This is a genomic window from Streptomyces sp. bgisy130, from assembly GCF_057708345.1.
In genome coordinates this window covers 89,177-109,427 of sequence record NZ_JBYISA010000003.1, presented here as the reverse complement: position 1 = coordinate 109,427, position 20,251 = coordinate 89,177, and the positions used below count along the sequence as shown (strand labels likewise).

The 20,251-nt window shown below is 72.7% G+C and carries 20 protein-coding genes and 1 pseudogene; 11 read left to right on the top strand and 10 right to left on the bottom strand.

Translation table 11 applies throughout. The features are described 5' to 3' along the window. Positions 1-168 precede the first annotated feature (168 nt). Positions 169-1,131, top strand: coding sequence for a glucosyl-3-phosphoglycerate synthase (locus AC3EUV_RS05705; RefSeq protein ID WP_435602317.1), 963 nt, complete (start codon positions 169-171; stop codon positions 1,129-1,131). A 22-nt stretch (positions 1,132-1,153) separates the two neighbouring features. On the opposite strand, the gene AC3EUV_RS05700 is transcribed toward AC3EUV_RS05705, so the two are convergent. Beyond that, a complete protein-coding gene (locus AC3EUV_RS05700; RefSeq protein WP_432143586.1) occupies positions 1,154-1,909 on the bottom strand; it encodes a GntR family transcriptional regulator in 756 nt (251 codons plus the stop codon). A gap of 196 nt (positions 1,910-2,105) precedes the next feature. On the opposite strand from AC3EUV_RS05700, the gene AC3EUV_RS05695 reads away from it, so the two are divergent. Beyond that, positions 2,106-3,629: an alpha,alpha-trehalose-phosphate synthase (UDP-forming) gene (locus tag AC3EUV_RS05695; RefSeq protein ID WP_432143587.1), complete on the top strand. Its 1,524-nt coding sequence runs from the start codon at positions 2,106-2,108 to the stop codon at positions 3,627-3,629. Positions 3,630-3,642: 13 nt separating this feature from the next. Here AC3EUV_RS05695 and otsB read toward each other — a convergent pair whose 3' ends face one another. The 3 genes from otsB to AC3EUV_RS05680 all read right to left on the bottom strand — a co-directional run bounded on the left by otsB (position 3,643) and on the right by AC3EUV_RS05680 (position 6,297). Continuing rightward, the gene (otsB, locus tag AC3EUV_RS05690) at positions 3,643-4,554 is read right to left on the bottom strand and encodes a trehalose-phosphatase (protein ID WP_432143588.1); all 912 of its coding nucleotides are present in this window, start codon (positions 4,552-4,554) and stop codon (positions 3,643-3,645) included. Positions 4,555-4,643: 89 nt separating this feature from the next. After that, positions 4,644-4,931: a DUF3263 domain-containing protein gene (locus tag AC3EUV_RS05685; protein ID WP_432143589.1), complete on the bottom strand. Its 288-nt coding sequence runs from the start codon at positions 4,929-4,931 to the stop codon at positions 4,644-4,646. Positions 4,932-5,031: 100 nt separating this feature from the next. Then, a complete protein-coding gene (locus AC3EUV_RS05680) occupies positions 5,032-6,297 on the bottom strand; it encodes an ABC transporter substrate-binding protein (RefSeq protein WP_488187885.1) in 1,266 nt (421 codons plus the stop codon). A gap of 224 nt (positions 6,298-6,521) precedes the next feature. On the opposite strand from AC3EUV_RS05680, the gene AC3EUV_RS05675 reads away from it, so the two are divergent. From AC3EUV_RS05675 to AC3EUV_RS05665, 3 genes are all read left to right on the top strand, one after another. After that, positions 6,522-7,478 carry an ROK family protein gene (locus AC3EUV_RS05675; protein WP_432143591.1) on the top strand — a complete coding sequence of 319 codons (957 nt, stop codon included), beginning with the start codon at positions 6,522-6,524 and terminating at the stop codon, positions 7,476-7,478. Next, entirely contained in the window at positions 7,478-8,689 is a 1,212-nt protein-coding gene (gene nagA / locus AC3EUV_RS05670; RefSeq protein WP_432143592.1) for an N-acetylglucosamine-6-phosphate deacetylase, read from the top strand. Before AC3EUV_RS05675 ends, nagA begins: the two co-directional genes overlap by 1 nt. 174 nt (positions 8,690-8,863) lie before the next feature. Beyond that, positions 8,864-9,799 carry a 1-phosphofructokinase family hexose kinase gene (locus AC3EUV_RS05665; protein WP_432143593.1) on the top strand — a complete coding sequence of 312 codons (936 nt, stop codon included), beginning with the start codon at positions 8,864-8,866 and terminating at the stop codon, positions 9,797-9,799. An 18-nt stretch (positions 9,800-9,817) separates the two neighbouring features. Here the strand turns inward: AC3EUV_RS05665 and AC3EUV_RS05660 are convergent, their stop codons facing one another. Continuing rightward, positions 9,818-10,723: a CBM35 domain-containing protein gene (locus tag AC3EUV_RS05660; RefSeq protein WP_432143594.1), complete on the bottom strand. Its 906-nt coding sequence runs from the start codon at positions 10,721-10,723 to the stop codon at positions 9,818-9,820. Between the two features lie 261 nt (positions 10,724-10,984). Continuing rightward, the gene (cdgB, locus tag AC3EUV_RS05655; RefSeq protein WP_432143595.1) at positions 10,985-12,661 is read right to left on the bottom strand and encodes a diguanylate cyclase CdgB; all 1,677 of its coding nucleotides are present in this window, start codon (positions 12,659-12,661) and stop codon (positions 10,985-10,987) included. A gap of 313 nt (positions 12,662-12,974) precedes the next feature. Between cdgB and AC3EUV_RS05650 the strand changes: the two genes are divergently transcribed. Next, positions 12,975-13,589, top strand: a complete 615-nt coding sequence (locus tag AC3EUV_RS05650) for a flavin reductase family protein (RefSeq protein ID WP_432143596.1) — start codon at positions 12,975-12,977, stop codon at positions 13,587-13,589. Positions 13,590-13,678: 89 nt separating this feature from the next. Here the strand turns inward: AC3EUV_RS05650 and arfB are convergent, their stop codons facing one another. After that, a complete protein-coding gene (gene arfB, locus AC3EUV_RS05645; protein ID WP_432143597.1) occupies positions 13,679-14,107 on the bottom strand; it encodes an alternative ribosome rescue aminoacyl-tRNA hydrolase ArfB in 429 nt (142 codons plus the stop codon). Positions 14,108-14,309: 202 nt separating this feature from the next. Here arfB and AC3EUV_RS05640 point away from each other — a divergent pair, with 202 nt between their 5' ends. Continuing rightward, complete coding sequence (locus AC3EUV_RS05640; protein ID WP_085926971.1) at positions 14,310-14,885, top strand: TerD family protein; 576 nt, start codon at positions 14,310-14,312, stop codon at positions 14,883-14,885. A gap of 120 nt (positions 14,886-15,005) precedes the next feature. On the opposite strand, the gene AC3EUV_RS05635 is transcribed toward AC3EUV_RS05640, so the two are convergent. Further along, positions 15,006-15,275, bottom strand: a complete 270-nt coding sequence (locus tag AC3EUV_RS05635; RefSeq protein ID WP_432143598.1) for a helix-turn-helix domain-containing protein — start codon at positions 15,273-15,275, stop codon at positions 15,006-15,008. A gap of 102 nt (positions 15,276-15,377) precedes the next feature. Here AC3EUV_RS05635 and map point away from each other — a divergent pair, with 102 nt between their 5' ends. The 3 genes from map (at position 15,378) to AC3EUV_RS05620 (ending at position 17,506) form a co-directional block, all read left to right on the top strand. Continuing rightward, a complete protein-coding gene (gene map / locus AC3EUV_RS05630; protein ID WP_435602316.1) occupies positions 15,378-16,145 on the top strand; it encodes a type I methionyl aminopeptidase in 768 nt (255 codons plus the stop codon). Positions 16,146-16,300: 155 nt separating this feature from the next. Continuing rightward, positions 16,301-16,960 carry a response regulator transcription factor gene (locus tag AC3EUV_RS05625; RefSeq protein ID WP_435602315.1) on the top strand — a complete coding sequence of 220 codons (660 nt, stop codon included), beginning with the start codon at positions 16,301-16,303 and terminating at the stop codon, positions 16,958-16,960. A gap of 48 nt (positions 16,961-17,008) precedes the next feature. Next, positions 17,009-17,506 (top strand): hypothetical protein, encoded by a 498-nt coding sequence (locus AC3EUV_RS05620; protein WP_042147111.1) that lies wholly within the window; start codon positions 17,009-17,011, stop codon positions 17,504-17,506. Positions 17,507-17,574: 68 nt separating this feature from the next. On the opposite strand, the gene AC3EUV_RS05615 is transcribed toward AC3EUV_RS05620, so the two are convergent. Then, positions 17,575-18,219, bottom strand: coding sequence for a pentapeptide repeat-containing protein (locus AC3EUV_RS05615; protein WP_435602454.1), 645 nt, complete (start codon positions 18,217-18,219; stop codon positions 17,575-17,577). 174 nt (positions 18,220-18,393) lie between these two features. Here AC3EUV_RS05615 and AC3EUV_RS05610 point away from each other — a divergent pair. Then, positions 18,394-18,972, top strand: a pseudogene (locus tag AC3EUV_RS05610) (zinc-binding dehydrogenase); the annotation flags it as partial. Positions 18,973-19,074: 102 nt separating this feature from the next. Here AC3EUV_RS05610 and AC3EUV_RS05605 read toward each other — a convergent pair. After that, positions 19,075-20,178: an aminopeptidase P family protein gene (locus tag AC3EUV_RS05605; protein WP_432143634.1), complete on the bottom strand. Its 1,104-nt coding sequence runs from the start codon at positions 20,176-20,178 to the stop codon at positions 19,075-19,077. Positions 20,179-20,251 lie beyond the last annotated feature (73 nt).

Sequence of the window (20,251 nt, the reverse complement as noted above, 5' to 3'; positions counted from 1 at the left end):
GGCGCTGGGACTGAACCCAGGCGTTTGTGGCGCGGGGACCCCGACATGCGACGGTCATCCGCGTTGTTCAAGACTGTAACCGAAGGCACTGACAGTTGAGATAGTCGTCCGAACCGCGAGATGGATCACACAGGCCGCCGATCGGGCGGTGACCGAGGAGTCGTAGACGTGCTGGAAGAGGTCGAGAGCTGGCTGACCAGCCACTCCTGGTCCGCCGCTGACCGCCCGCTGGGGCAGCTGCTGGAGGCGAAGCGCCAGACGGGTCGTACGGTCAGTGTCGTACTGCCCGCGCTCGACGAGGAGGCCACGGTCGGGGCGATCGTGGCGGTGATCCGTGCCGAGCTGATGGCCGAGGCCGTGCCCCTCGTCGACGAGCTGGTGGTGCTGGACTCCGGCTCCACCGACCGCACCGCCGAGGTCGCGGCGGCGGCCGGCGCGCGGGTCGTGCCCCGCGACAGCATCCTGCCCCGGCTGCCCGCGCTGCCCGGCAAGGGCGAGGTGCTCTGGCGCTCCCTCCTGGCCACCACCGGCGACATCATCTGCTTCATCGACGCCGACCTGCGCGAATTCTCCGCCACCTTCGTCTCCGGGATCGTCGGCCCGCTGCTGACGGACCCGGACATCCAGTTCGTGAAGGCGATGTACGACCGTCCGCTGGAGACCGGCGCCGAGGGTGCCGGGGCCGGCCAGGGCGGCCGGGTCACCGAGCTGGTCGCCCGCCCGCTCCTCAACCTCCACTGGCCACAGCTGGCCGGCTTCGTCCAGCCCCTGGGCGGCGAGTACGCGGCCCGCCGCTGCCTCCTGGAGCGGCTGCCGTTCCCGGTCGGCTACGGCGTGGAGCTCGGCCTGCTCGTCGACTCCCTGCACACCGTCGGCCTCGACGCCCTCGCCCAGGTGGACGTCGGCGTACGCAAACACCGCCACCAGGACGGCCAGGCCCTCGGCCGGATGGCCGCCGCGATCTACCGCACCGCCCAACTACGCCTGACCCGCGGCCACATGGTCCGCCCCCGCCTCACCCAGTTCGACCGCGGCGACGCGGGCTTCGTCCCCCGCACCACGGACGTGGACACCGAGGAACGCCCCCCGATGGCCGAAATCCCGGAGTACGCGGAGCGCCGGGCGGCGTGAGCGCTCCCGCCCGGCCGGACGTTCAGGCGTCGAAGCCGTACTCCAGCACGTAGGCGGACGAGTCGAGGATCATCTCGTTGACCTCGACGGTGCGGCCGTCCGCGGTCACGGCCGTGCGGCTGATGAGGATGACGGGCGTGCCCGCCGGGAGGCGCAGCCGCTCGGTCTCCTCCGGCGCCGGCATACGGGAGCGCACCTCTTCCCGGAAACGCGCGGGAGCCGCGCCCAGCTCGGCGAGCCGGGCGTACGTGCCGCCCGCCCCGGTGTCCGGCCGCGTGATCGCCGAGCCCGCGACCAGCGCGGCGGGGAGGTAGGAGGCGGACAGCAGCACCGGCTTGCCGTCGAGCACGAAGCGGCGGCGCCGCACGATCACGGCGTCTCCAGGAGCTATATCCAGTCGCGCCGCGACGGTTTCAGCGGCCGACTCCTCGTCCACCGTGACCTCGTCCACCACCAGGTCACGGTCCGGGACATCGGCCGACCAGACCGACCGCCCTTCACCCCACTGTTCCCGCGCCAGTCGCGGCACACCCCGGCGCCGGATCGGCTGGAAGTCCCGCACGAAAACTCCGGCGCCCTTGCGGGCCTCGGCGAGCCCCTCGGAGGTGAGCACGCCAAGAGCCTGACGTGCCGTCATCCGGGCCACTCCATGCCGGTCCATCAGGTCGTTCTCTCCGGGCAGCCGGTCACCGGGCCGGAACTCCCCCGCTGCGATCGCCCGCTTCAGCCCGTCGGCGATCCGGCGGTACGTGGGCGACGAGCTCTCCTGTGCGGCCATGCGACGCATCCCTCCTGGCGATCTCCGGACATCCTCTGGCACCCGCTCTCGTCGGGCGAAATCCCGGCCATCCAGCAGGCGGCCGACGCTGCGCGCACCCGGCTCGCCGTCGGCGGGACACTGGACGACTCCCCTCCCCCGCCCCTTGACCGCTTCCGTACGTTTGCGCGGATCTGTGGCGGGTTACTTTCGCGACATGGTCTCCGAGCGCAGTGCGGTGCAAGCAGGTGCTGAGGTTCTTGTCGCGTCCAATCGTGGGCCGGTGTCCTATGGCCTGGGGGAGGACGGGACGCTGAGCGCCAAGCGGGGTGGTGGCGGGCTGGTGTCCGGGCTTTCCGCTATTGGGCCCGAGACCGATGCGGTGTGGGTGTGTGCCGCGCTCGGGGACGGGGACCGGGAGGCCGTGCGGCGGACGGGTGGTGTGCTGGAGTCGGGGGACACGGGTGGACAGCGTGTCCGGATGCTGGACATTCCGGCCGGGGTGTACGCCGCCGCCTACAACGGCGTCGCGAACTCCGTGCTGTGGTTCGTGCACCACATGCTCTACCAGACGCCGCTGGAACCGGTCTTCGGCGCGGAGTTCCGGGCGCAATGGGCGGCCTACGAGTCGTACAACGCGGCCTTCGCCGACGCGCTGGCCGAGGGCGCGGCGCCCGGCGCGGCCGTTCTCGTGCAGGACTACCACCTGGCGCTGGTGCCCGGCATGCTCCGCGAGCGCCGCCCCGACCTGCGGATCGCGCACTTCTCCCACACCCCGTGGGCCCCGGCCGAGTACTTCGCGATGCTGCCCGACGACATCCAGCGGAAGCTGGCGCTGGGCATTCTCGGTGCCGACCGGGCGAACTTCCTCACCCGGAGGTGGGCCGAGAACTTCGTGGCCTGCGCGGAGACCGGGCTCGGCGGGCAGTGCGAGCGGGTCCGGCCGGAGGACGGGGCGCCCGGCATCGTCGCGCTCGTCCCGGAGCGCAAGGCGCGCACGACCTGGATCGGTGTGCACGGCCTCGGTGCCGACGCCGCTTTCCTGCGCGAGCGCGCGCACCGTCCCGACGTCGAGGAGCGGATGGCGGCGCTGCGCACCGAGATCGGCGGGCCGGGGCGGCGGACCATCGTCCGGGTGGACCGCACCGAGCTCTCCAAGAACATCGTGCGGGGCCTGCTCGCCTACCGGCAGCTGCTCGCCGACCGCCCCGAGTGGCGCGAGCGGGTGGTGCACCTCGCCTTCGCCTACCCCTCGCGCCAGGACCTCGCCGTCTACCGCGACTACACCGCGGAGGTCCAGCGGGTGGCCGAGGCCATCAACGCCGAATACGGGACGGCGGGTTGGCAGCCGGTCCTGCTGCACGTCAAGGACGACTTCGCCCGCTCGCTGGCCGCCTACCGGCTCGCGGACGTGGCACTCGTCAACCCGATCAGGGACGGGATGAACCTGGTCGCCAAGGAGATCCCGGTGGTGTCGGACGCCGGCTGCGCGCTGGTGCTCTCGCGCGAGGCGGGCGCGCACGAGGAACTCGGCGCGCATGCCCTCACCGTCAATCCGTACGACATCGTCGGCACCGCCGAGGCGCTGCACGAGGCGCTGTCGATGGACGACGGCGAGCGCGCGGCACGCACCGAGCGGCTGGCCACGGCGGCCACCGCGCTGCCGCCCGCCCGCTGGTTCCTGGACCAGCTGCGGGAACTGCGCGGGGAGGACACCCAGGAGGTTTCGCGGCCCGCCTGAGCCACCTCCCCGGCTACGCCCCGTGCGCCCCGTTCTCGTCCAGCCGGGCCGCCAGGGCGCCGAGCAGGCCGACGACGCCGGACGGGCCGTCGACGACCAGGTCGGCGCGGTCGGCCAGTTCGGCGACCTCGGCGCTGCCGCTGCACACCAGGAGGCCGGTCAGGCCGTCGGAGCGGAGTTTTTCGACGGCGGCGAAGGCGGCCAGGTCGCCGAGGTCGTCGCCGGCGTAGAGGACGGTGGCGGCGCCGGTCTCGCGGACCCATTCGGCGAGGGCGACGCCCTTGTCCATGCCGGGCGGGCGGAGTTCCAGGACGAGGCGGCCCGGTTCGACGATCAGGCCGTGGCGTTCGGCGAGTGCGGTGAGCGGGCCGCGCAGCTGGTCGAAGGCGTCCTGGGGGTCGGTGGCGCGGCGGGTGTGCACGGCGATGGCGCGGCCGCCCTTGCGCTCGATGGCGGTCTCGACCCAGGTGCCGTGCCACACCCCGGAGGCGTCCAGGACGCCGGGGAGTTCGGCCTGTATGGCGGCGACACCGGGGTGCGGGGCGGGCGCGTGGACGGTGCCGGTGGCGGCCTCCCAGCGTTCGGCGCCGTAGTGGCCGAGGACGGTGAGGTGGTCCAGGCCGGGTACGTCCGCGAAGCCGCCGAGGCGGACCGCGACGGTGGCCGGGCGGCCGGTGATCACCGCGGCGGCGCGCAGCCGGGGCACCAGGCGACCGAGGGCGGCGACGGCGCCCTCATGGGCGCGGGCCTTCTCCGGGTCGGGGACGATCTCGGCGAGGGTGCCGTCGAAGTCGAGGGCGACGACGGTGCGTTCGGGGTGTGCCAGCAGTGCGGCGAGGCCGTCGCGGCCGGCGGGGGTGTGCGGGGTCGGCACGGATCCGGGGGCCGGCTGGGACGGCGACGCGGCGTTCGGGGGGCTGCCCATGGCGCCGACCCTACCGGCGCGGGGCGGGCGCCGGGGGAAGCTCCGGCGACAACCACGGGCGCACGGGGGCGGCGGCCCGGGCGCCCGGGTCAGCGGCGGGCGCGGCGGGCGTCCCGTATGCGGCGCAGGCGGTTGACGGTGACGGGGTCGTGGGCGAGCGCGCGGGGGTCGTCCAGCAGGGCGTTGAGGAGTTGGTAGTAGCGGGTCGGGGAGATACCGAGCTGTTCGCGGATGGCGCGCTCCTTGGGGCCGGGGCCCGGCCAGGAGCGGCGCTCGACGGCGAGCACCGCCTCGTCCCGGGCGGAGAGCTCCGCGGCGCGCCCGACGGCCCCGGGCTCGCCGCCCGGACCGCCCGCATCCGCCGTCCCGTCCGTCATCACGCTTCCACGATAAGCGCACGGTCGGACAACGCCCGGCCCGTCACCCCGGCGGCCGCCCCGCGCCGGGGCGCCCGCCCGTACTCCCGCCCGCTCCGCGTCATTCGGCGGCGCTGTCCGTCGCGTCCGCGATGTTCTGGATGTCGGTGAGCACTCCGGACGGGTTGCCCCGCGGGCCGACCGCGGCGCCCACCTTGGCCTTGACGGTCTTGGAGATCAGCGGCCAGGAGGTCTTGTTCGCCGGGTAGAACTCGGCGGCGGCGAGCTGCTTGAGGAAGCCGTGGAACTTGGCGTACTTGTCGTCGGCCAGCATCGCCTGGGAGGCGGCGGTGGTGACCGGCAGCAGGCCGTACTCACCGGAGAACTTCTCGACGTTCTTCTTGCTGTAGACGAAGTCGAGGAACTTGCCGACCTGGGCGCGGTGGCCCCCCTGCTTGAAGGCCATCATCCAGTCGGCGACGCCCATGGTGGCCTTGGCCTTGCCATGGGTACCGGGCAGCTCGACGGTGCCGTAGTCGATGCCCTTGGCCGCCGCCTGCTTCATCAGGGCGGGGTGGCCGTTGAGCATGCCGACCTCGCCGTCGGCGAAGCCTTCGAAGGCGTCCTCGCGGTTGAGCTTGGCGGGATCGACCCCGGTCAGGCCCTTGCCGACGAGGTCCTCCTTCAGCCACTGGAAGGTCTTGACGTTCTCCGGCGAATCGATCGTGTACTTGCCGATGCCGTCGGTGTAGCCGCCGCCACCGCTGAGCATCCACTGCATCGTCTCGGCCTGGGTCTCCTCCGGGCCGAGCGGCAGCGCGAACGGCATCTTGACGCCCCGTGCCTTCAGCAGCTGGGCATCGTGGGCGATGTCGTCCCAGCTCTCCGGCGGGCTGGTGATGCCGGCCTGGCTGAACAGCTTCTTGTTGTAGAAGAGCCGCCGGGTGCTGGCGCCGAACGGCATGCCGTACTGGACCCGCTTGTATTCGCCGGCCTCCGCGAGGGAGGTAGTGAAGTCGGCCTGGGTGGGGATGGAGAGCAGCTGGTCGGCGCTGTAGAGCTGCCCCTTGGCCGCGTAGTCGGCATAGGCGCCGATCTGGGCGAGGTCCGGGGCGTGGCCGTCCTTGACCAGGTCCGCGACCTTCTTGTCGACGTCGGTCCAGCTGTAGACCTCGACATCGACCTTGATGCCGGGGTTCTTCTCCTCGAAGGCGCGGGCGAGCTCGTCCCAGTAGTGCTGGGAGCCGTTGGCACGGCTGTCGCCGTAGTCCGCCGCGATGAGTTTGAGGGTGACGTCGTCGCTACCGGAGCCGCTGCCGCAGCCGGTAAGAGTCAGTGTCATGGTGGTGGCGATTGCCGCCGCCAGGCTCAAGTACCGCCGCTGCACTGCTGTTCCCGCCCTTTGTTCTGAAATCCGTGCTTGTCGGGCCTCGGCCCGGCCGCCTCAGGGATCGCCCTCGAACGGCATGAACAGCAAGTCTCCCCCGCGTTCTTTACAAGGTCTACACCACCCCCCTCTCGCTGAGCTGCGGGCCTTCCGGTTTCGGCCCCACCCGATCACCTCGGTGAGTGGACTAGACCTTTCCGGCCGGATCGCGCGAAACTGTTCCTGTGAGACACGTCATCGCCCTGGATGTGGGCGGCACCGGGATGAAAGCCGCCCTCGTGGGGGTGGACACCGCGTCCTCCGGGGGCACGCCCCCCGCGCTGCTGTACGAGGCACGGCGCCCCACCGGCCGTGAGCGCGGCCCCGAGGCGGTGGTCGAGGCCGTCCTCGACTTCGCCGCGGAGCTCCGGGAGCTCGGCGCGGCCCGTTACGGCGCTCCCGCCGCGGCGGCCGGTGTCGCGGTCCCCGGCATCGTCGACGAGCGGTCCGGCACCGCCGTCTACGCCGCGAACCTCGGCTGGCGGGACGTACCGATGCGGGCGCTGCTGTCCGAGCGGCTGGGCGGGGTGCCGGTCGCCCTCGGCCACGACGTCCGCACCGGCGGCCTGGCCGAGGGCCGGATCGGCGCGGGCCGGGACGCCGACCGGTTCCTGTTCGTCCCCCTGGGCACCGGGATCGCGGGCGCCATCGGCATCGGCGGCCGGATCGAGTCCGGTGCGCACGGCAGCGCGGGCGAGATCGGCCACATCGTCGTACGGCCCGGCGGGCGGGAGTGCGGCTGCGGGCAGCGGGGCTGTCTGGAGACGGTGGCCTCGGCGGCGGCGGTCGGCCGTGACTGGGCGGCGGCCTGCGGCGATCCGCGGGCCGGTGCGGCGGACGCGGCCAGGGCCGTGGCGTCCGGCGATACGCGGGCGCACACCGTGTGGCAGCGCGCCGTGGACGCCCTCGCCGACGGTCTGGTCACCGGCCTCACCCTGCTCGATCCGCAGACGCTGATCATCGGCGGCGGACTCGCAGAGGCGGGCGACACGCTCTTCACACCTCTGCGGGAAGCGGTCCGCCGGCGCGTTACGTTCCAGCGGCTCCCCTCGATCGTTCCGGCGGCCCTCGGGGACGCCGCCGGGTGCCTGGGCGCAGGACTGCTCGCCCGGGATCTTCTCTCCACGGAGGTAACCGCCTGATGGCACAGCAACAGTCCGCGCAGCGGCCCTCGGACCCTCCGCGCACCATCCTGGCCGGCGCCCGGATCGCCCGGCCGTCCGGCGTGGTCGAGCGCGGCCGGATCACCGTCGAGGGCGGCCTGATCGGCGATGTCCACAGCCGGGATCCCGATCTGGCCGAAGGGGTGGCCGGCAGCGTCGTGGACCTCTCGGGGCACCTCATCGTCCCCGGCTTCGTCGATATGCATGTCCATGGCGGAGGCGGTGGCTCGTTCTCGTCCGCCGACCCCGAGGAGTGCATGACGGTGGTCGACACCCACCGCCGGCACGGCACCACCTCGATGGTCGCCTCCACCGTCACCGGCGAGCTGGCCGATCTCGCCCGGCAGGCCGCGGTGCTCGCCGAGTTGGTGCAGCAGGGCGAGCTGGCCGGCATCCACTTCGAGGGCCCGTTCATCTCCCCGCACCGCTGCGGCGCCCACCAGCCGGAGCTGCTGCGCGACCCGGACCCGGCCGATGTCCGCAAGCTCCTCGACGCCGCGCACGGCACCGCGTCGATGATGACCGTCGCGCCCGAACTGCCCGGCGGCCTGGCGTCCGTACGGCTGCTCGCCGACGCCGGGGTGGTCGCCGCCATCGGCCACACCGACTCCTCCTACGACGCCACCCGCGAGGCCATCGACGCGGGCGCCACCGTCGCCACCCATCTCTTCAACGCGATGCCCGCACTGGGCCACCGGGCGCCCGGTCCGGTCGCCGCGCTCCTGGAGGACGAGCGGATCATCGTCGAGCTCATCAACGACGGCACCCATCTGCACCCCGCGGTCCTCCAACTGGCGGTCCGCGAGGCCGGGGACGGGCGGGTCGCGTTCATCACCGACGCGATGGGCGCGGCCGGTATGAACGACGGGAGGTATCCGCTCGGCCCGATGCAGGTCGAGGTCAGGGACGGGGTCGCGCGCATCAGCGAAGGCCCCACGGCCGGTTCAATCGCCGGCTCCACCCTCACCCTGGACCGCGCCTTCCAACGCGCCGTCACCGTCGACGGCCTGACGGTCGACCAGGCCGTACAGGCACTTTCGGCCACTCCGGCCCGCCTCCTGGGCATCGACGACCGGGCCGGCGCCCTGAAGACCGGCAACGACGCCGACCTGGTGGTGCTGGACGCGGCCTACGCCGTGGTGGGGGTCATGCGCCGGGGCGAGTGGCTGGTGCGCCCGCCGGGCGCCTGAGGCGCCGCCCGCGCACCGGGCACCGGGCCGTGGCCCCCCCACGGCGGCCGGACCGGGTCTGGGCCAACCACCACCGACGATGGCATGATCGCTCGCGCACTTGTCCGCATGCCACCGCCGTACACGGTTGCCCGACGCCCGGCCGCCCGGCCCTGACTGCCCGGAGGGGCGCCCATGATCCTTACGGTCACGCTGAACGCCGCCCTGGACATCACCTACCGCGTCCCGCGGCTCCAGCCGCACACCACGAACCGGATCACCGAGGTGTCCGAACGCCCCGGCGGCAAGGGCCTGAACGTCGCCCGGGTGCTGGCCGCGCTCGGCCACCGTACGGTCGCCACCGGCTTCGCGGGCGGCGGCACCGGCGAGGCCCTGCGCGCGCTGCTCGCGGACACCGCGGTCACCGACGCGCTGGTCCCGGTCGGCGGCGCCACCCGCCGCACCGTCGCCGTCGCCGACGCGGCCACCGGAGACACCACCCAGCTCAACGAGCCGGGCCCGGTCGTCTCCCCCGCCGAGTGGGACACCTTCCTCGGCACCTACCGCGAACTCCTCGGCGAGGCACGGGCGGTGGCGCTCTGCGGCAGCCTCCCGCCGGGCGTCCCGGTCGATGTCTACGCCCGCCTGACCCGCGCCGCGCGCAGCGCCGGCGTCCCGGTCCTCCTCGACACCAGCGGCGAACCGCTGCGCCGCGGGCTGGCCGCCCGCCCCGACCTCGCCAAGCCCAACGCCGATGAACTGGCCGCCCTCACCGGCAGCACCGAACCGCTGCGCGCCGCCCGCGAGGCCCGCCGCCGCGGCGCCCACGCGGTGGCCGCTTCCCTGGGCCCGGACGGCATGCTGGCGGTCACCGCCGACGGCATCTGGCAGGCCGCCCCGCCCCGCCGGATCGCCGGCAACCCGACCGGCGCGGGCGATTCGGCGGTGGCCGGCCTGCTGTCCGGCCTGGTCGAGGAGTTGCCCTGGCCGGACCGCCTGACCCGCGCGGTGGCCCTCTCCGCGGCGACCGTACGGGCCCCGGCGGCGGGCGAGTTCGATGCGGCGACGTATGAGGAACTGCTGCGGACGGTGCGGGTGGTGGCGCCTTCGCCGGAGGCACGCAGTCTGTAAGGCGACGCCCTCAGCTGGTCAGCTCCTGGCCAGCCAGACCTTGTCGAGGTTCACGTCGCACTGATTCCCGCTCTCGCAGGACAGCTTGATGGTGTTGGTGCCCTTGTTGAGCTGCACATACTGCCAGCTCCTGGTCCAGCCCTTGTCCCAGGCGCCCTCCGGGGCGTGGGCGAAGTTCTTCAGCCGGATCGGCCGGCCGTCCGCCGTGCCGTTCACATTCAGGGTGAGGTTGGCGTCCTTGCCGGGCACGCCGTAACCGACCCAGAGCTTGTACTTGCCGGAAGCCTCGACATCGAGCGACCAAGTGGCCGCCGCACCCTGGGTGTTCATGCCTGCCACATAGGCGCCGCCGGGCGAGCGCGCGCCCGGCACGTCCTTGGCCGTGGTCGCCCCGCCCTCCAGTCGCAGGCTGCCCGCGTCCTGCTTGGGCAGTTCGCCGGGGGCGGGCTTGGAGGTGGGCTTGTCGCTGGGCTCGACCTTGCTCCCGGCCGTCGGCCCCGACTTGCCCGCGGCGTCGCCCTTGGAGTCGTTGCCGTTGGTGAGCATCGCGACGCCGATGCCTATGCAGACCACCGCGACCACGGCGACGGCGCCGATCAGCAGGCCGTTGCGGCCGCGGCGCGGCTCCTGGCCACCGTTGGCCGGGACGGAGCGGGTGCGGTCGCCGCCGGGCAGGGTCTCGGGGGCGGCGTAGTGGGCGTTCTGCTGCCCGTACGTCACCTGCTGCGGGGCCTGCTGGCCGTACTGGCGCTGGCCGACCGCGCGGACCTGGTTGTAGGACGTCCGCGGAACCCCCGGCTGCCGCGCCGCCGCGCCGTCGCCCGCCGAGCCCTGGGCGCCGCCCTCGCCGCCTTCCGAGCGGTAGAGGTAAGCGAACGGGTCGTCGTTCTCCGGCGTGTCCGCGCCGTTGTTGCCGGCCGTCATTCCGTGTCACTCCCAAGCGATCTGTGCGCGTCTGTACGCGTCTCTACGCGTCCGCAGGCTTCATTGCGCGAACTGTCTTTCGGGCCCCCGGCGGCGCCGCGCCGCATCGGCGCAGCCTACCCCGTCGCGGCCTGCGCACACCGTGCCCGGAGGGCCACAAGATCGCTACGGATCGGTGAACTGCTGGTGTGCGGGCCGATGCGGGGCCGGTGTGAGATACGCGGCATCGCGCCCGGCCGTCGCGGCGGGCCCGCCGCCCGCTCAGCCCGCCGCCCGCCGGTTCGCCTTCGAGCGGGAGCGCTTCTCGACGTACATCCGCTGATCGGCCGACTCCAGCACCTCCTCGGCGGACATGCCGCAGCTCGCCCAGCCGATGCCGAAGCTGGCACCCACCCGGACCGCGCGGCCCTCCACCCGGATCGGCGGGATGATCGCGTTCCGCAGCCGGACGGCCAGGTCCTGGGCGTCGGCGGTGCCGAGGCCGTCGGCGAGCACCACGAACTCGTCACCGCCGAGCCGGGCGACCGTGTCGCCGTCCCGGACGCCGCTGGTCAGCCGGCGGGCGACCTCTATCAGCACGGCGTCGCCGGTGTTGTGCCCGAAGCGGTCGTTGATCGACTTGAAGCCGTCGAGGTCGCAGAAGAGGACCGCGAGCCCCTTGGAGCCGTCGTCGGCCGGCCCGTCCGCGGGGGCGACGAGATGCACATGGTGGTCGAACGGGGGCGGGGGTCCGCCCTCGAAGCCGTCGAGCCCGTCGAAGGGCTCCTTCGCGTCCGCCCGGAAGCCGTGCGGTCCGCGGGGGTCGGTGCTGATCGTGGCCGAGGAGGCGTAGGCGTCGGCCATCGAGCCGGGCCGGCGGGAGCACAGCCGGGCGCCGAGCCGGGCCCGCAGCTCGGCGCTGTTGGGCAGCCCGGTCAGCGAGTCGTGGCTGGCGCGGTGGGCGAGCTGGAGCTCGTGCCGCTTGCGCTCCTCGATGTCCTCGACGTGGGTGAGCAGGAAGCGGGGGCCGTCGGCGGTGTCGGCGACGACGGAGTTGCGCAGCGAGACCCACACGTAGGTGCCGTCCCGGCGGGCCAGCCGCAGCTCGGCACGGCCACCTTCGGCGGAGGTGCGCAGCAGCGTGCCGATGTCCTCGGGGTGGACGAGGTCGGAGAAGGAGTAGCGGCGCATCCCGGAGGCCGGGCGGCCCAGCAGCCGGCACAGCGCATCGTTGGTGCGGAGCAGCCGTCCGTGCTGGTCACCGCCCATTTCGGCGACGGCCATCCCGCTCGGCGCGTACTCGAACGCCTGCCGGAAGCTCTCCTCGCTGGCGCGCAGCGCCTGCTGCTCACGCTCCAGCCGGACCAGGGCGCGCTGCATGTTGGCCCGCAGCCGGGCGTTGCTGATCGCGATGGCGGACTGGAAGGCGTACATCTGGAGCGCTTCCTGGCCCCAGGGGCCGGGCCGCCGGCCGTTGCGCGGCCGGTCGACGGAGATCACTCCGAGCAGCTCGCCGCCCCCGTTGGCCGCGGTGTACATGGGCGCGAAGAGGCGGTCCATGGGGTGCCACTCGTCGGGGAACCGGGGCGTGGGTCCGGCCGTGTGCCACTGCGGTACGTCGTCGTCATCGAGCACCCAGCCCTCGGTGTGCGAGATGAAGTGCAGATCGCCCCAGCGCTCGCCCATGGACAGCCGGCGCTCCCAGGAGGCGCGGGAGCCGACCCGTCCGGCCATGAGCGCCTCGGCGCCCGCGCTGCCCGCCACCGCGGCGACGACGAGATCGCCGTCGGGCCGCACGAGATTGACCGCGGACAGCTCATAGCCGAGCCCGGTGATCACGCCGTCGGCGACGGTCTGCAAGGTGTCCGCAAGGCTACGTGCGGTATTCAGCTCGGCGACCACTTGGTGCAGCTGCCGCAGGGTCGCAAGACGGACGTATGGCTCCGACTCGGTCTCCATCGCTCGCTCTCCCTGAGACCTCGACAGCAAACTCCACGATTTCTTGTCGTCCGATTCCCCGCTCACTGAATCACAGTGAGCTGTTCACTCGGTACACAGGGTCAACAATTAGCGCCTGCTGTGACTCAAGTCACAAACAGTGAAGGACGGTTGGCGATCTTCCATAAAACCGCCACGGGAGCGCGCCTTCACTCTTTCTACACTTACTGAACGCAAATTCCGAGCGATTCGGGAACTCCGCCGTCAGACCTAGGACGCGAGTGGTCCGGAGGCCCGATGCGCACCGCGGCCGGCCGAAGTTAGCGTTTATGGCGTGTTCACGAAGACTCCTGCCGACGCGGCGGCCGCCGGACCCGTCGACCGCCCCGCACCCGCCGTCGCCCTCGCCTCCGTGCCGGGTGGCACGCCGATCCCGCATTCTGTTGGGGTGAGTGACGACGAGTTCCGTGCCGCCCTGTCCCGCCTAGCCGCCGGCGTGGTGCTGATCACCGCCCACGACCCGGACGGCGGGCCGCACGGCGAGGACGTCGGCATGACCGCCACGGCGTTCCTCTCCGTGTCCCTCGACCCGCCGCTCGTGATGGTGAGCGTTCGCAACGACTCCCGTATGGACGACCTGCTGGAGGTACAGCCCTACTGGGCCGTCTCGGTGCTGTCGGGACATCAGCGGCAGATCGCCGGACGATTCGCCATGAAGGGCCGCATCAGCGACCGGCTGCTCTTCGAGGACATTGCGCATGTACGGGGCGAAGCGTCCGGTGCACCGCTCATCGGGGGCGCCCTGGCGACGCTGGAGTGCCGTACCGAGCAGCGGGTGGTGGCCGGCGATCACACGCTGGTCATCGCGCGTGTCCTGGCCACGACACTCCCGAACCAGGAGGACGGGCCGCTGACGTACTTCCGGGGGAAGTACCGGCAGTTGGGGTGAGCCCGGGGACGGGCGGGGCAGGCGGGACGGCTGGGGCGGCCGGAGGGCTGGGGCGGCCGGAGGGCTGGAGCGGTCGGAGGGCTGGGTGGTCAGCCCCAGTCGCGGCCCGAGCGGCCGCGCTTGGTCTCGCCACGCTGCTTCTTCTCGCGCAGCCGCCGCTCATTGATGCCCCGTGGGATCCGCGATTTACGGCGCGGCTTGGGCGGCGGGGCGGTGGCCTCGGCGAGCAGCGAGGCCAGCCGGACGGCCGCGGTCTCGCGGTTGCGCCACTGCGAGCGGTGCTCGGAGGCCCGTACGGACAGCACGCCGTCGACCAGCCGGCCCGCCAGCCGCTCCAGGGCGCGCGCTTTCCACACCGGCGGCAGTGCCTGCGTTTTGTCGAGGTCGAAACGCAGCTCGACCTGACTGTCGCTGGTGTTGACGTGCTGGCCGCCCGGACCTGAGGAACGCGAGAAACGCCAGACGAGCTCGGCCTCTGGAAGGACGACCGCACCGCGGATGACATAGGGCCCGGACATGAGTCCTATGATCCCGCGCCGAGCACGGGCCCGTCACCCGCTTTTCGGGGTCCGCGCAGAGCGTTCACATCGGAATTCGGCAAAGAGAGTAAAGACTCCTGGAACCTGGCGGTCCCCTCATGGCGTTGTGGTGGGTAACGGTAGCTTCGTGCGCAGTGCGGAGCCCGACGCTTCGACGAGTCGACAAGGAAAGGGACTTCCCATGGCTGTAAGCCTGTCCAAGGGCGGCAACGTCTCCCTCACCAAGGAGGCACCGGGCCTGACCGCCGTCACGGTGGGCCTCGGCTGGGACGTCCGCACCACCACCGGCACAGACTTCGACCTCGACGCCAGCGCGATCGCGGTCAACCCGAGCGGCAAGGTCTTCTCCGACCAGCACTTCGTCTTCTTCAACAACAAGGCGACGCCCGACCAGTCGATCGTGCACACCGGTGACAACGTGACCGGCCAGGGCGAGGGCGACGACGAGCAGATCAACGTCAACCTCGCGGCGCTGCCGGCCGACATCGAGAAGATCGTCTTCCCGGTCTCGATCTACGACGCCGAGAACCGCAGCCAGAACTTCGGCCAGGTGCGGAACGCCTTCATCCGCATCATCAACCAGGCCGGCGGCACCGAGATCGCCCGCTACGACCTCAGCGAGGACGCCGCCACCGAGACCGCCATGGTCTTCGGCGAGCTGTACCGCAACGGCGCCGAGTGGAAGTTCCGCGCGGTCGGCCAGGGCTACGCCTCGGGCCTCGTCGGCATCGCGCAGGACTTCGGCGTCAACGTCTGACGTCTGATGCAGGTCTGAGCCTGGCGCAGGTGTGAGCCTGGCGCGGGCAGCGTTATGGAGGGCCGGTTCCCCAGTGGGGGAGCCGGCCCTTGGCGTGTTTTGGGGGGCGGGTGGGGGCGGTCAGGCGACCGCGTCCGTGACCGTTTCGGGGGGTGTGGACAGCTGCGCCACCTCGTCCAGCGAGAGGCCGAGGGCGCCGGAGAGCGCGGCGATCGTGAAGAACGCCGGGGTCGGCGCCCGGCCGGTCTCGATCTTCCGCAGCGTCTCGGCGGACAGCCCGGCCGCCGCCGCGACCTCGACCATGCTCCGCTCGCCGCGCGCCGCCCGCAGCAGCGCACCGAGCCGCTCGCCGCGTGCACGTTCCTGAGGGGTCAGAGGAGTTCGCACCATGCCCGTGATACTAATACCGGTAAACAAATACCGGTAAATAAATACCGCCCGCGCCCGTTGTTGTGGAGCGGCACGGGCGGCGGTGAGCAGGAGGTCGGGCAGATGGTGGAGATCAAGACGGACGCGGCCATGGACGCGATGCGGGTGGCCGGCCGGGTCGTCGGCCAGGCGCTGGAGGCGGTGCGGGCGGCGGCCGCCCCGGGCATGCGGCTGCGGGAGCTGGACGAGGTCGCCCGTACGGTGCTGCGCGAGGCCGGTGCCGACTCGCCGTTCCTCGGCTACCGCCCGAGCTTCGCCCCCACCCCGTTCCCCGCCGTCCTCTGCGTCTCGGTCAATGACGCGATCGTGCACGGCGTCCCGGACGGGTCCCGGCTGCGCGACGGCGACCTGGTGAGCATCGACTGCGGCGCCCTGGTGGACGGCTGGGCCGGCGACGCGGCCCTCAGCTTCACGGTCGGCACCGCCCGCCCCGAGGACCAGCGGCTCATGGACACCACCCGGCGGGCCCTGGAGGCGGGCATCGCGGCGGCCGTGGTGGGCGCCCGGATCGGCGATATCTCCCATGCGATCGGCAGCATCGGGCGCGCCGCCGGCTACGGCATCCCCGAGGACTTCGGCGGACACGGCATCGGCCGGCAGATGCACGAGGACCCGGCGGTCCCCAACGACGGCCGCCCGCGCCGCGGCATGATCCTCCGCCACGGCCTGGTCCTCGCCATCGAGCCGATGTTCCTGGCCGGCGGCAGGAACGACTACTACGCGGCCGCCGACGGCTGGACCCTGCGCACCACGGACGCCTCCCGCGCCGCCCACTTCGAGCACACGGTGGCGGTGACGGACGAGGGACCGCGGGTGCTGACCACGGCGTAGGCGTGGGCGTAGGCGTAGGCGTAGGGAGCATGGGGGGCCAGGCTCGGTGGCCGTAGGGGCGCCGGTCTGCGGGAATGGCTGGGTGAGGGCACCATGGAAGCGGCGCCGGGCGAGGGCACCGTCCCGTCCGTCGCTGTCCTCCTGGAGCGCAGCCCATGAGCCGATCCGCCGCCGAATCCGCGCAGCCGCCCGTGAGCGTGCTGCTCTGCGACGACCATGACGTCGTACGCGCCGGGCTGCTCGCGCTGCTCAGCAGTGCCCCGGGCATCGAGGTCATCGGTGAGGCCGGGAACGGTGTGGAGGCCGTGGCCCTGGCCGCCGCGCTGCGCCCCGATGTCGTGCTGATGGACCTCCGGCTCGGCTCCGGTATCGACGGTGTCGAGGCCACCCGGCGTATCGCCCGCGCCGATGCCCCCGGCTCTCCCCGGGTCCTCGTGCTGACCGACTACGACACCGACGCCGACATCGCCCGGGCCTTCGCGGCCGGGGCCGCCGGACATCTGCTCAAGGCCGAGCCGCCGGAGGAGCTGTTCGCCGCGATCCGGGCCGCGGCCGCGGGCCGGAGCACGCTCGCCGCGCCGGTCGCCCATCACGTACTGGCCCAGATGCGCAGCCCGCGCCCCGCACTCACCGACCGGGAGCTCAGCATCCTCGGCCGGCTGGCCCGTGGGCTGAGCATCCGCGAGATCGCCCGTGCGCTGTCGACCAGCGAGGTCACCATCAAGACGGACCTGGCCCGGATCTACGACAAGCTCGGGGTGTCCGGCCGGACCGCCGCGGTCTCCGTGGCCAGGGACCAGCGGCTGCTGCCCTGAACGGACGGCACCGGAGGGCGGCCGCGCACCGCGTGACACCATCAGGCTGTGATCGACCTCGGCTACTCCCTCTCCCGCCGCTTCCCGGATCCGCCGCAGACGGACTACCGGACCGCGGACGTGCGCACGCTGCGCCATGACCTCTTCTGCGGTGACGTCTACCTCGCCGACACGAAGACGGACCGCGAGCTGTCCACGGCCTGGGGCTGGGTGCCGGTCCTCGACTTCGCCTGGGCGCTGTGCGACATCGTCGAGCAGCTCGACACCGACCCCCGGGGCAACCGCTCCGCCCGCCCGGTGCACGCCGAGCTGGACTTCACCGAGTCCGCCGACCGGATCTTCTTCGAGCGCCGCTTCGGGTGGGTGGACGTCGACGCGGACTGGATGGCGGCCGACGAGGCCCCGCTCACCTTCAACCACTCCGCGCTGCGCCGCGAGGCCCGCGACTTTCTGCACGATCTGATCGCCGACCTCACCGATATGCACGACGGCCTCGGCGACAACCCCGCCATCTGGGACCTCCAGGCCCGTTTCCCCCGCGTCTGAACCTCGGGGCCTCAGGGCCGACGCCCGCGCCGCGCGCCGGCGGTGCGCCGTCCGGCCCCGGCGCCCCCTCACTCCACCCGCACGCCTATCTGCGCCGCGAACACCGGGGCCAGATCCAGCAGTTGGGCCGGACTGATCACGGCGCCCGACAGGCGGTCGATGCCGCGGGCGATGTCGAGCGCGGCGGCGCCCCGCAGATCGACGTCCGTCATCCGTGCCTCGGAGAAATCCACCCGGGTCAGGGTGCAGTCGTCGAAGGTCACCCGCTCCAGGACCGCGCCCGCGAAGTCCGCCTCCACCAGCACGCACCCCTCGAAGGCGACATCCTTCAGCTTCGCCTGCCGCAGATTCGGGAAGTCGATCTTTCCGCCGCGCACCACGACCCGCTCCAGCACGGCCCCGTGCAGCTGCGTCCCACCGAGCCGGGCGTCGGTCACCTCCACATCGCGCAGCGACGCCCGGGACAGATCCGTGCCGACCCCGCGGACCCCGCTCAGCACGCTGTCGATGATCCGGGCCCGGCCGAGCACGGTCTCGTCCAGCGCGCAGCCTCGTACGGCGCAGTCCATGAAACGGGCGCCGCGCGCCGACTGACCGGCAAAGCCGGCGTCCGCGAACTCCAGCCTGTCGTAGTCCCCTTCGGGCTCCAGCTCGCCGCCGTCGTACGCCGTCAGCTCCGGAAGCCGCACCTGCGGCCGCCGCACCGCCCGCACCGACTCCTTGCCGCGCCCTGCCACGCGATCACCGCCTCCCTGCCGTCCGCATCCGCTCGCACCTGCCCAACCATCGTGAACCACACCACTGACAATGGGCTCTGACCTGCGGAAACACCGGGATGTCGGTCGTCGTGCGGCGGCTCCCGCCCCGCCGTCGCAGGACGCCCCGCCATCGCGCTCGTCCCCGCGGCCGCCGGCGGCATCGGCTCGCTGCTCGTCCAGCACGCCAGGAACACCGGCGCCGCGGTCATCGGCCTGGCCGGCGGCGCCGCCAAGGTGGCCCGCGTCCGCGAACTGGGGGCCGATCTCGCCGTCGACTACACCCGTGACGGCTGGCCGTCCCTGGTACGGGCCTTCCTCGACGGCCGGGGCGCGGCCGGTGCCACCGTCGTCTTCGACTCGGTCGGCGGGGCCCCCGGGCGCGCGGCCGTGGATCTGCTCGCCAAGGGGGGCCGTCATCTGGTCTTCGGCTGGTCCTCCGGCGGCCTCCTCACCGGCGGGCCGCTGGAGTTCACGGCGGGCGAGACGGCGGCCCGCGGGATCACGTCGGAGCAGGTCCTCGGCCCGCCGATGCTGGCCAGGGCCGGTGGCGACGACCCGCTCCGCACCCTGGAGACCGCGGCCCTGGCGGAGGCCGCGGCCGGCCGGCTGGTGCCGGCGGTCCAGCGCTTCCCGCTGGCGGAGGCGGCGGCCGCCCACCGGGCGCTGGAGTCCCGCGCCACGATGGGCAAGGTCGTCCTGGTGCCGTAGGGCTCAACCCCTCCGGGGCGGGGCGGGGTTGGCCGGGACCCGGCTCGCCCCGTCCCCGTTCGCCCGGCCGCCCCACTCACCCAAACTCCCCCGCCATCCCGCCTACCGCACCACCGCCATCTCCCGCGCCGTCTGGTTCAGCCGGCGCCCGCCGGACTCCGTGCACGTCACGATGTCCTCGATCCGCACCCCGAAGCGGCCCGGCAGATAGATTCCCGGCTCGATCGAGAAGCACATCCCGGGGACCAGCGGCAGATGCTCGCCCTCGACCATGTACGGCGGCTCATGGGTGGTCACCCCGATGCCGTGCCCGGTCCGGTGGATGAAGTACTCGCCGTAGCCCGCGGCCTTGATCACCTTCCTGGCCACCCGGTCGACGTCCTGGCACGCGATGCCGGGGCGCACCGCCTCGAAGGCCGCCTGCTGCGCCTCCCGCACGATGTCGTGCACCTTGCGCTCCTCGGCACCCGGCTCCCCGACGTGCACGGTCCGCGTGGTGTCCGACCCGTAGCCGTCCTTGAGGCCGCCGAAGTCGAGCACGACCATGTCGCCGTCCTCGATGACCCGCTCCCCGGCCTCATGGTGCGGATTGGCGCCGTTGGGGCCCGACCCCACGATCGTGAAGTCGACCTGGCTGTGCCCGTGCTCGGTCAGCAGCCGCGCCAGGTCCGCCGCCACCTCGGACTCCCGCCGCCCGCCGAAGCGGACGGTCAGGATCTCCTCGTAGGTCGCATCGGCGGCGGCCCCGGCCGCGGCCAGCAGCTCCACCTCGTGGGCGTCCTTGACGGCGCGCAGCATCGGCAGCACTTCGGTCAGCGCGGCGTACGCACTCCCCGGCACCGAGCGCTGGAGTCCCAGCAGATGCATCGCCCAGGTCGAGTCGGACATCCCGTAACGCCCCTGTGGGGCCATCCACTTGGCGACCTCGGCATACGGGTCCGAACCATCGGTCCAGCCCGACACGTCCATCGCCCAGGCCCCCGGGGAGTACTCCGCATCCGGGTACTCCAATACGGGCACCAGCAGCCGCGGGCGCCGCTCCGGCTCGATCACCAGGGCGGTCAGCCGTTCGGTGACCGCGGTCGGCCGGTAGCCGCACAGCCACGTCAGATCCGGTCCCGGCGTCACGATCAGCCCGGCCAGCCCGGCATCGGCGGCGGCCCGGCCCGCCCGCGCCATCCGGCGCCCGTAGTCCACCTGTGTCATCGAAGTCACCATGGCGGCGAACTTACGCCGGTCCGGCCTCTTCGGCCCGCCGAATTCGCGCCCTCATAGGGCT

Bases quoted from the DNA above. Each gene is read 5' to 3' on its own strand.
- AC3EUV_RS05700 (WP_432143586.1), bottom strand. From the start codon at position 1,909: ATGGCCGCACAGGAGAGCTCGTCGCCCACGTACCGCCGGATCGCCGAC.
- AC3EUV_RS05695 (WP_432143587.1), top strand. From the start codon at position 2,106: ATGGTCTCCGAGCGCAGTGCGGTGCAAGCAGGTGCTGAGGTTCTTGTC.
- otsB (WP_432143588.1), bottom strand. From the start codon at position 4,554: ATGGGCAGCCCCCCGAACGCCGCGTCGCCGTCCCAGCCGGCCCCCGGA.
- AC3EUV_RS05685 (WP_432143589.1), bottom strand. From the start codon at position 4,931: ATGACGGACGGGACGGCGGATGCGGGCGGTCCGGGCGGCGAGCCCGGG.
- nagA (WP_432143592.1), top strand. From the start codon at position 7,478: ATGGCACAGCAACAGTCCGCGCAGCGGCCCTCGGACCCTCCGCGCACC.
- AC3EUV_RS05665 (WP_432143593.1), top strand. From the start codon at position 8,864: ATGATCCTTACGGTCACGCTGAACGCCGCCCTGGACATCACCTACCGC.
- AC3EUV_RS05660 (WP_432143594.1), bottom strand. From the start codon at position 10,723: ATGACGGCCGGCAACAACGGCGCGGACACGCCGGAGAACGACGACCCG.
- cdgB (WP_432143595.1), bottom strand. From the start codon at position 12,661: ATGGAGACCGAGTCGGAGCCATACGTCCGTCTTGCGACCCTGCGGCAG.
- arfB (WP_432143597.1), bottom strand. From the start codon at position 14,107: ATGTCCGGGCCCTATGTCATCCGCGGTGCGGTCGTCCTTCCAGAGGCC.
- AC3EUV_RS05640 (WP_085926971.1), top strand. From the start codon at position 14,310: ATGGCTGTAAGCCTGTCCAAGGGCGGCAACGTCTCCCTCACCAAGGAG.
- AC3EUV_RS05635 (WP_432143598.1), bottom strand. From the start codon at position 15,275: ATGGTGCGAACTCCTCTGACCCCTCAGGAACGTGCACGCGGCGAGCGG.
- map (WP_435602316.1), top strand. From the start codon at position 15,378: ATGGTGGAGATCAAGACGGACGCGGCCATGGACGCGATGCGGGTGGCC.
- AC3EUV_RS05625 (WP_435602315.1), top strand. From the start codon at position 16,301: ATGAGCCGATCCGCCGCCGAATCCGCGCAGCCGCCCGTGAGCGTGCTG.
- AC3EUV_RS05605 (WP_432143634.1), bottom strand. From the start codon at position 20,178: ATGACACAGGTGGACTACGGGCGCCGGATGGCGCGGGCGGGCCGGGCC.